8 protein-coding genes are annotated in these 9,596 nt (G+C 70.6%); 4 read left to right on the top strand and 4 right to left on the bottom strand.

Annotated features, from left to right (window positions below; genetic code table 11):
• A partial coding sequence (locus FNH08_RS35085) for a streptophobe family protein (RefSeq protein ID WP_152775564.1) occupies nt 1-1,424 on the bottom strand: 1,424 nt, incomplete at its 3' end.
• 242 nt (nt 1,425-1,666) lie between these two features.
• Here FNH08_RS35085 and FNH08_RS35080 point away from each other — a divergent pair.
• On the top strand, nt 1,667-4,204 hold the full coding sequence (locus tag FNH08_RS35080; protein ID WP_322726004.1) for an ABC transporter ATP-binding protein/permease: 2,538 nt from the start codon (nt 1,667-1,669) through the stop codon (nt 4,202-4,204).
• Between the two features lie 98 nt (nt 4,205-4,302).
• On the opposite strand, the gene FNH08_RS35075 is transcribed toward FNH08_RS35080, so the two are convergent.
• From FNH08_RS35075 to FNH08_RS35065, 3 genes are all read right to left on the bottom strand, one after another.
• The gene (locus FNH08_RS35075; protein WP_152775562.1) at nt 4,303-5,001 is read right to left on the bottom strand and encodes a transglycosylase SLT domain-containing protein; all 699 of its coding nucleotides are present in this window, start codon (nt 4,999-5,001) and stop codon (nt 4,303-4,305) included.
• A gap of 297 nt (nt 5,002-5,298) precedes the next feature.
• On the bottom strand, nt 5,299-6,393 hold the full coding sequence (locus FNH08_RS35070; RefSeq protein WP_152775561.1) for an S-adenosylmethionine:tRNA ribosyltransferase-isomerase: 1,095 nt from the start codon (nt 6,391-6,393) through the stop codon (nt 5,299-5,301).
• Complete coding sequence (locus tag FNH08_RS35065; RefSeq protein ID WP_152775560.1) at nt 6,390-7,085, bottom strand: SDR family NAD(P)-dependent oxidoreductase; 696 nt, start codon at nt 7,083-7,085, stop codon at nt 6,390-6,392. Before FNH08_RS35065 ends, FNH08_RS35070 begins: the two co-directional genes overlap by 4 nt.
• A gap of 188 nt (nt 7,086-7,273) precedes the next feature.
• Between FNH08_RS35065 and FNH08_RS35060 the strand changes: the two genes are divergently transcribed.
• The 3 genes from FNH08_RS35060 to chpE all read left to right on the top strand — a co-directional run bounded on the left by FNH08_RS35060 (nt 7,274) and on the right by chpE (nt 9,470).
• The gene (locus tag FNH08_RS35060) at nt 7,274-8,419 is read left to right on the top strand and encodes a GAF domain-containing sensor histidine kinase (RefSeq protein ID WP_152775559.1); all 1,146 of its coding nucleotides are present in this window, start codon (nt 7,274-7,276) and stop codon (nt 8,417-8,419) included.
• Entirely contained in the window at nt 8,412-9,053 is a 642-nt protein-coding gene (locus FNH08_RS35055) for a response regulator transcription factor (RefSeq protein ID WP_322726003.1), read from the top strand. The genes FNH08_RS35060 and FNH08_RS35055 overlap by 8 nt, the downstream gene beginning before the upstream one ends.
• 168 nt (nt 9,054-9,221) lie before the next feature.
• Nucleotides 9,222-9,470, top strand: a complete 249-nt coding sequence (gene chpE, locus FNH08_RS35050) for a chaplin ChpE (protein WP_322726002.1) — start codon at nt 9,222-9,224, stop codon at nt 9,468-9,470.
• Nucleotides 9,471-9,596: the final 126 nt, after the last annotated feature.

The following is a 9,596-nucleotide window of genomic DNA, read 5'->3' as shown; positions in this document are numbered from 1 at the left end:
ACGTCACCCCGTGCCCACGGCGAGGCGCTCCGTCCCGCAGCACCGCTCGCGCACGCGAGCAACGCCCCGGCGGCCCCGGTGCCCACTCCCCACAGCGCGCCCAGCAGCAGCGCCATCCCCAGGTTCCCGCGGAGCTCCATCCCCGCCCCGAACGCGTCGAAGCCGAGCACCGACAGCGAGGCGTCCAGGGACACCTCGGTCAACCAGGCCAGGAGCGGCAGTGCCAGTGCCGTCGCGACACCGAGCCGAACTGCGCAGCGCCCCGCGAACGCGAGCGGACCCCCGCCTGGCCCATTCGTGCCGGTCTGCTTCCCCACGACGGTGGACGATTCCCGTACAAAAGGCGTACGCACGGCGGTCAGTACCCCCGCGAACAGCATCATGAGGGCGGCCGCCACGCCCAGCAGCCAGACCCTGCTGTCCAGTTCGGCCAGTCGGCCCAGTGTGACGGGCTGGTCGGAGCCGACGCGCAACAGGTCGTCGAGCGGATCCGGCAGCACCTTGGCCAGGTCACCGGTGGCCTTGCCGTGCCACGGTACGAAGAGGCCGATCGGGATGCCGAGCCAGACGCCGTTGGGCGCACCGACGAGGGCCGCGCCCGCGATCCGCCGGGGGTTGTCGTCACTGATCGCCGCGTACGCCGCCGCCGCGAACCCCGCGGCGACCGCCACCAGCAACACGCTGACCAGGGCGGACACGGCGGGTCGTACCACCCTGTGCACCGCGTCCCAGCCGGGCGGCAGGGGAGTGCGGCGCGAGGCCAGCAGGGCGATCACCAGGACCCCGGTGCACCAGGCCAGACCGCCGAGCAGTGTGGGCGCGGTGTCCACCGTGAAGCCGACCTTCGCCTTTGCGTCCATGAGGTCGCCCAGCCGGTCCGGCAACAGCCCGCCGATGTCGCCGAGTCCGGGCACCTCGACGCCGCCCAACTGGTCCCCGCCGGGCATGTCGCCGAGCCCGAGCGACCCGCCGTCGAGGGTGATGACGCTGTGGCCGGCCCAGGCGAGCCCGCCCAGCATGGCGACGAACAGCACGATCACCGCGCCCGCGCGTGCGAGGAGTTCGGCGGGCGCGATCACAACTCCCGCCCCGCGCAAGGACCGCAGGAAGAGCCACGACAGCAGGACCGCCCCCACGAGACCCACCCCGAGTGGCGAGATCTGTATGGCGGTGGTCGCCTCCGCTCCTTCCAGGCCAAAGACGGAGACATCACCCGATGGAGTGACGGAACCACCGGCACCAAGGGCCACAGCAGCGGCGGTCATCGGCCCGAGCGAGCCCGCCGAATCCGCTTCCAGCAGATGCAGCCCGAGCGCGGCCGTCCCCGCCATGCCGATCAATGCCCAGCTCACGGCGGTGATCGCGGAGAGCAGGACGTCACCCCAAGGAACGCTCCTGGCCTGCTGCGAGGTACCCATGCTCATGGTCAGACCCCCCGATCCGAGCCGCGGCGTTCCACCGCGGATGTCCACCTCGCGTCGGATTACCACTCTCCGGCCGGGTTTCAACCCCGTCAACGGGACCAGTCGATGCCCTCGTTCGCTCGCTTCACAAGGCCCGGCTTTCAGTCAGGGGGCCGAGCCTGAAATAGTTCCCCCCGATGTTCGACATCCCTAGACTCCCTGTGTTGGGGGTTATCTCGGGGGACAACTCAGTGGGGCGTGGAGTGCCGGAACTCGTACTCGAATCGAATGGACAAACCTGGACGCTCGACCCGTCCAGGGCATACACGCTCGGGCGTGATCCGCAGGGCGACATCGTGTTCGACGACGCCAGGGTCTCGTGGCGCCACGCCACGATCAGCTTCACCGGCCGGAGTTGGGTGATCGAGGACCACGGCAGCACCAACGGCACGTTCGTGCAGGGCCAGCGGATCCACCACCTGGAGATCGGTTCCGGCTCGGCCGTGCACCTCGGCAACGCCACCGACGGCCCACGCCTGAGCCTGACCGGCTCGGCCGCCGCCGTCGCCGCACCGCAGGCACAGCCCCAGCAGCAGCCCTACGCGGCCCAGGGCGCGAACCCCGGGTGGGTGGCCCAGCAGTCCGCGCCGCCGCAGTCCGCACCGCAGCAGGGCTGGCAGCAGCCGCAGCAGGCGCAGGTCCCGCACCAGCAGGGTCCGGCCGACGGCTACGGACAGCAGGGACCCGGTGGTGTCGCGGGGGCGCCGCCGGTCTACGGCGACCGCAGCCCGACCACGTTCCACCAGATGGCCGTCGGCCGCGTCATGCGCATCGGCCGCGCGCTGGACAACGAACTGGTCGTCTCCGACCTCCAGGTCTCGCGCCACCACGCCGAGTTCCACGCCACGCCCGACGGCCGCTACGAGATCCGTGACCTCGGCTCGCACAACGGCACGTTCGTCAACGGTATGCCGATCGCCAAGGGCGGCTCGGCACTGCTCGGCCCGAACGACATCGTCGGCGTCGGTCACTCCACGTACCGTCTCGTCGGCGACCGTCTCGAGGAGTTCGTCGACACCGGTGAGGTCTCCTTCTCCGCACGCCACCTGACCGTCACGGTCGACGGCGGCAAGCAGATCCTGAAGGACGTCTCCTTCGGTGTTCCCGAGAAGTCGGTCATCGCGGTCATCGGCCCGTCCGGCTCCGGCAAGTCGACGCTGCTGAAGGCCCTCACCGGTTACCGCCCCGCCAACCAGGGCGACGTCCTCTACGACAACCGGAACCTGTACAAGCAGTTCGCCGAGCTCCGTCAGCGCATCGGTCTGGTCCCGCAGGACGACATCCTGCACAAGGAGCTGACCGTCAAGAAGGCCCTCAAGTACGCGGCCAAGCTGCGCTTCCCCGCCGACACCACGGCCAAGGAGCGCGAGGCCCGCATCGACGAGGTGCTGCGCGAGCTGAAGCTGGACATCCACAAGGACAAGAAGGTCACGTCCCTGTCCGGCGGCCAACGCAAGCGCGTCTCCGTGGCCCTGGAACTGCTCACCAAGCCGTCGCTGATCTTCCTGGACGAGCCGACCTCCGGCCTCGACCCGGGCATGGACCGCGACGTGATGCAGCTGCTGCGCGGCCTCGCCGACGACGGCCGTACGGTCCTCGTCGTCACCCACTCGGTGGCCGAGCTCGCGCTGTGCGACAAGCTGCTCGTGATGGCGCCCGGCGGTGCCGTCGCCTACTTCGGTCCGCCGGAGGAGGCCCTCAACTTCTTCGGCTACGACAGCTGGGCCGACGTCTTCTCCGCCTTCGAGAACTACCGCGACTACGACTGGGCGGGCCGCTGGAAGGGCTCGCAGCACTACCAGATGTACGCCGCGGACATCGACGCCGTCGCCCCGCAGTCCGTCCACATGCCTCCGCCGCAGCAGATGCGCCCGCCCAAGCCGCAGGGCTGGGGCTCGCAGCTGATGACCCTGGTCCGGCGGTACGTGTCGGTCATCGCGTCCGACAAGGGCTTCATGGCCCTGATGCTGATCCTGCCCGCCGTGCTCGGCGCGGTCAGCCTGCTCATCGACTCCGGCAACACCCTGCTGCCCAACGAGCCGCGCGCCAACGGTCTGCGCGTGCCCAACGGCACGGCCACCACCGTCCTGCTCATCATCGCCGTCGGTGCCTGTTTCGCCGGCGCGGCCAACTCCGTCCGTGAGCTGATCAAGGAACGAGTGATCTACGAGCGGGAGCGCGCGACCGGTCTGTCCCGTTCGGCGTACCTGATGTCCAAGGTCATCGTGCTCGGCATGATCACCATGGTCCAGGGCCTGATCGTGGGCGGGATCGGCTTCGGTGCGCGCGAGGTCCCCACGGAGGGCCTGGTCCTCGGCACCCTCACCAAGCTGGAGCTCTGCCTTCCGGTCATGGCGCTCGGCTTCACCTCGATGATGTTCGGGCTGGTGATCTCCGCGCTGGTCAAGACGTCCGAGAAGACCATGCCGCTGCTGGTGATGTTCGCCATCATCCAGGTCGTCTTCACCGGCTGCCTCTTCACGCTGAGCGGCTCGGTCGGTGTCAACGAGTTCTCGTACCTGATGCCGTCCCGCTGGGCGGTCGCCGCCGCGGGCGCCACGCTGGACTTCAACCTGGTCAACCCGAACAAGGACGACCCGACCGCGACCGACCCGCTGTGGGACCACACGGTCGGCGTCTGGGCCCTGGACATGGCCGCCCTGGTCGCCATCGGCGTGGTCTGCGGCATCCTCGTGGCCCGCTTCCTGCGCCGTCACGAGCCGGAGGTCATGCGCAAGTAGTCGCCCGCGTACGGCCCGAAGGGCGGCACCCCGTCAGGAGGGTGCCGCCCCTCGGCGTTCACGTTCCGCTTCTTCGCGGAGAGAGGTCCGCGCCGGCCTCAGTACGCGCTGTTGACGTTGTCCATGGAGCCGTACCGGTCGGCCGCGTAGTTGCAGGCGGCGGTGATGTTGGCGACCGGGTTGTAGATGTCCCAGGAGGTGCCGGGGACGTGGTAGGTCTTGAAGGTCGGCGGGATGACCTGCAGCAGGCCCTTCGAGGGGATGCCGTTGATCGCGTTGATGTCCCAGTTGTTGATGGCCTTCGGGTTGCCGGAGGACTCACGCAGGATGTTGCGCTTGATGCCGTCGTAGGAACCCGGGATGCCGTGCTTCTTCATGACGTCGAGCGACTCACGAATCCACCCGTCGAGGTTGTTCGGGTAGGTCTTCGCCGCGATCGCCTTGACGGGGACGCGCTTGGCGGACCGGCTCGCGGCCTCCTTCTTCGCGCGCTCCTGCTCGGCCTTCTTCTTCGCGGCGGCCTCGTCCGCGGCCTTCTTCTTGGCGGCCTCGGCCTTCACGGTCGCGTTGGCGAGCTGGTCGGTGACGGCGGCCTTGACGTCCTTGGCCTGCTGCTGGCCGGCCACCACCTGAGCGGCGGGTACGGCCTTGTCCGCCGCTGCGGAGGCCTGCCCGCCACCCGGCACCAGAGTGAGGGCGACTGAGGCGGCTCCGAGGCCCGCGACACCGGCAAGCGACAGCTTGTGGGCCTTGGGCAGGGCACGGCTACGACCGACGATGGTGGTGAACTTGGGCATGCTGATTGACCTCTTCGAATAGCTCGGGGAGGTCGCTCTGAGGCCGGTGGGGGTCTCGGTGTTCCAGCACAAGCGCCGCGGGAGAAACCGCGGCGCCGAGCGACGAGAGCAATTCTTAGCGGCCGCAAAATGCCCTGGCAAAGGTGTGACGTACGACCCGGGGTAGTGGACTGCGGAACGACAAAACGGGACAGATAGGTACGTCTGTCCCGCTCATATGCCCCTTTTGCTACTCCTAGGGAACTTCGTACGTGATGCGCGCCCTATGCGCGGGCTCACATCGCGCCCGTGATCGTCTCACCAGCAGTTGCTGCAGCAATGCGCTGTGTGAGGCTCCTCAGCGGGGAGAAGGAGGTGCACGTCACCGAACTCGTGCCACAGGTAACGCCCATGCAGCGCCTCCTCGTACGCCCGGCCGATCGCCGCCCGGCCCGCGACCGCCTCCAGCATCAGCAGATGCGAGGCCTCCGGCTCGTGCAGTCCGGTCAGCAGCCCGTCCACCACACGCACCCCTCGCTCGGGGGTGACCACGAGACCGGTCCAGCCCTCCGCGGGCCGCACCACCCCGTCGGGCCCGCTCGCCGACTCCACGGCCCGCACCGCCGTCGTACCGATCGCCACGACCCGGCCGTCCCCCGCCCTCGCCGCGTTGATCAGCCGAGCCGAAGCCTCCGGTACGGCGAAGCGCTCCGGGTACGGCGGCTCGTGCGCCTCGGCGGACGCCACCCCCGTGTGCAGCGTGACCGGCGCGAACTGCACGCCCCGGCTCACCAGCTCCGCCACCATGCGCGCGGTGAAGGGCCGCGCCGCACTCGGCATCTCCGCACTGCCCGCCCCGTCGTCCGACGGCAGCGCGAACACCGTCTGGTACGCCGACAGCGGCTGCTCCCGCTCCGTGTACGCGTACCGGATGGGCCGCCCGTGCTCCCGCAGCAGCCCCAGGACGTCCCGCCCCGCGGGGGCCGACACACGCCCCCACCACAGCCGGGCACCGTGCGTACTCAGCGGCTCCTCCAGAACCAGGCGTACGTCCCCCGGCAGGCACACCTCTGTTCCCGCGGGCCCGCCCGCCCGCGCGCGCGTGGTGCCCGTCCCGTCCGGATCGCGCAGCTCGACGGCCCACCGCCCGTCGTCACCCCGCGTCGAGAAGTGCACCACCACGCGCGCGTGCCCGACGTGACCGTCCACGGCGGCCGCCAGCGTGGGCGAGGTGTTGACGACGAGCAGATCCCCGGCCCGCAGCAGCCGCGGCAGCTCCACGAACGTGTGGTGCGACACCTCCGTGCCGCGCGACACCAGCAGCCGCACCGCGTCCCGGTCCAGGCCCGGGCCGCGCTGCTCGGCCGGCACCCGCGCCGACAGCTCCTCCGGAACGCTCACCGCGGTCGTCATCGACCCTCCAGCAGGGACGGCGCACCGTAGCGGCCACTGGCCGGGCGCTCGTCGATCAGCCGCAGGAAGGCCGGCACGACACTGGCCGGCTCCGGCCGCGGATCGTCGTCGTCCGGAACGGCCGCCGAGTACAGATCCGTGCCCATGTCCCCGGGATCGACCGCCCACACCCGCAGCCCGGGCTCCTCCTCGGCGAGCACCGCCGACAGATGATCCAGCGCCGCCTTCGACGCCCCGTACCCGCCCCACGTCTCGTACGCCTCCGCGGCCGCGTCCGAGCTGACGTCGATGACCGTGCCCGCTCCGGACGCCCGCAGCAGCGGCAGCGCCTCCTGGACGAGACCCAGCGCGGCGACCACGTTCACCTCCAGCGCCCGCCGCAGGCCCTCCAGCGGAAGCTCGTCCAGCCGTACGAGCGGTTCGGCGCCCAGGGCGCTCGCGTTGTTCACCAGCAGGTCGGCACCGCCCAGCCGGCGCGCCGCCGCCACCAGGTCGGCCCGGTGACCGGCGTCCGTGACGTCCCCCGCCAGGGCCTCCACACGGGTCCCGTACGCCGACAGCTCCTTCGCCGTCTCCTGGAGGGTGTCCGCCGTTCTGGCATCGAGCACCAGGTCCCAGCCACGTTCCGCCAGAGCGGCGCCGAGCGCCCGCCCCAGCCCCTTCGAAGCCCCCGTGATGATCGCTACAGCCATGACATCGGTCCCCTCGTCCCATGACCGCCGCTCCCGGCGGACGCCTTCAACCTAGGAACCGCGCCACACCGGCCGCCTCGTACGCGGGCCGCAATGCGCCAGGGCCCTTCGCCCTAGGTCCCGCGGCCGAGGCGGGGGCCGTCACAGGCCCGATCCGCGGTGTCACACCCCGCGGGTACCGTGAGGTCATGAGCCAAGGTCCACGGTCCGGCCTCGCCGCGGTGAGCTCCGCGCTGCTGGCCATGAGCAGGCATCTTGAGGTGCGCGACGTCCTCAAGACGATCGTGGCCTCCGCGCGCGAGCTGCTCGACGCGGAGTACGCGGCGCTGGGCGTGCCCGACGACCACGGCGGCTTCGCCCAGTTCGTGGTCGACGGCGTCAGCGACGCGCAGTGGAAGGCCATCGGCCCGCTCCCGCGCCAGCACGGCATCCTGGCCGCGATGCTGCACGAGGCGAAGGTGGAGCGCCTGGCCGACGTGCGCGAGGACCCCCGCTTCGAGGGCTGGCCGAGCGCCCACCCCGAGCTGGCCGACTTCCTGGGCCTGCCCATCCGCGACGGCGACGAGGTCATCGGCGCCCTGTTCCTCGCGAACAAGAGGTGCCCCAAGCCAGAGGGCAGCTGCGGCTTCACCGGGGAGGACGAGGAACTGCTGTCGATCCTCGCCCAGCACGCCGCGATAGCCCTGACGAACGCGAGGCTCTACGAACGCAGCCGCGAGCTCACCATCGCCGAGGAGCGCTCCCGCCTCGCCCACGAACTGCACGACGCCGTCAGCCAGAAGCTCTTCTCCCTGCGCCTGACCGCGCAGGCCGCGGCGGCCCTGGTCGACCGCGACCCCGGCCGCGCCAAGGGAGAGCTCCAGCAGGTGGCCGCGCTCGCCGCCGAGGCCGCGGACGAACTGCGCGCCGCCGTGGTCGAGCTGCGCCCCGCGGGCCTCGACGAGGACGGCCTCGTCGCCACCCTGCGCACCCAGGTCCACGTCCTCGACCGCGCCCACAGCGCGCGCGTGGCCTTCGCCAGCCGCGGTGTCCGCGCCCTGCCCGCGGCGCAGGAGGAAGCCATGCTCCGCGTCGCCCAGGAGGCCCTGCACAACGCGCTGCGGCACTCGGGGGCCGAGCGGGTCGACGTGGCCCTGGAGCGGCACGACGGCGCGGCGGTCCTGCGCGTCACGGACGACGGCAGCGGATTCGACCCGGCGTCCATACGCCGCGCGGGACGCCACCTCGGCCTGGTCTCCATGCGCGACCGGGCGAGCGGGGTCGGCGGCCGCCTGACCGTGAAATCGGCGCCCGGGAAGGGCACCACGATCGAGATGGAGGTTCCCGGTGGCTGACGCAATCAAGGTGCTGCTCGTCGACGACCACCAGGTGGTCCGCCGCGGCCTGCGCACCTTCCTGGAGGTGCAGGACGACATCGAGGTCGTGGGCGAGGCGTCCGACGGCGCCGAAGGGGTCGCCCGCGCCGAGGAACTGAAGCCCGACATCGTCCTCATGGACGTCAAGATGCCGGGCATGGACGGCGTCGAGGCCCTGCGCAAACTCCGCGAACTCGACAACCCCGCGCGCGTGCTGATCGTCACCAGCTTCACCGAGCAGCGCACGGTGGTCCCGGCCCTCCGCGCCGGCGCCGCCGGGTACGTGTACAAGGACGTGGACCCCGACGCGCTCGCGGGCGCCATCCGCTCGGTGCACGCCGGGCACATCCTGCTCCAGCCGGAGGTCGCCGGCGCACTCCTCTCGCAGGAGGAGGCCAACTCGGGCCAGGGCCGAGGCGGTTCACTCACGGAACGCGAGCGCGAGGTGCTGGGCCTGATCGCGGACGGCCGCTCCAACCGCGAGATCGCCCGAGCCCTCGTCCTCTCCGAGAAGACGGTCAAGACCCACGTCTCGAACATCCTGATGAAGCTGGACCTGGCGGACCGCACCCAGGCCGCACTGTGGGCGGTACGCCACGGTGTGACGGGATGACCAGTGTGATTGATGACATGAACGGCAAGTCAGAAAGTTACGGTCCGGGCTGAGATTCATACCGTCGTGTGAGTGTCCCCCGGATGGCGCATCCTCGCCGAGGCCACGGCCGTTCTTCAGTGCGTGCTGCGGCGACTTGCCGCGGTGATCGCCAAGGAGGACTGAGAAGTGAAGAACCTGAAGAAGGCCGCTGCCGTCACCCTCGTGGCCGGTGGCCTGGTTGCCGCCGGTGCCGGTATGGCTTCCGCGACCGACGGTGGAGCCCACGCGAGCGGCAAGGCCATCGGCTCGCCGGGTGTGGTCTCCGGCAACCTCGTCCAGGCTCCGGTCCACGTCCCCGTGAACGCGGTCGGCAACTCCGTGAACGTCATCGGCGTCCTGAACCCGGCCTTCGGCAACCTGGGCGTCAACCACTGAGCTCCCCACGACACCGGCCTCCAGGGCAACACCCGGGAGGCCGGTCAGTCGCGCCCCGTCAGGGGCGCGGGGAACTGCGCGACAAACCACATCGAACCCTGTCTCTTATAAACATCTGACGCTGCC

The organism is Streptomyces spongiae (assembly GCF_009377185.1).
Taxonomy (GTDB): domain Bacteria; phylum Actinomycetota; class Actinomycetes; order Streptomycetales; family Streptomycetaceae; genus Streptomyces; species Streptomyces spongiae.
The sequence above is the reverse complement of the archived record's forward strand: the minus strand, read 5'-3'. Positions and strand labels throughout refer to the sequence as shown.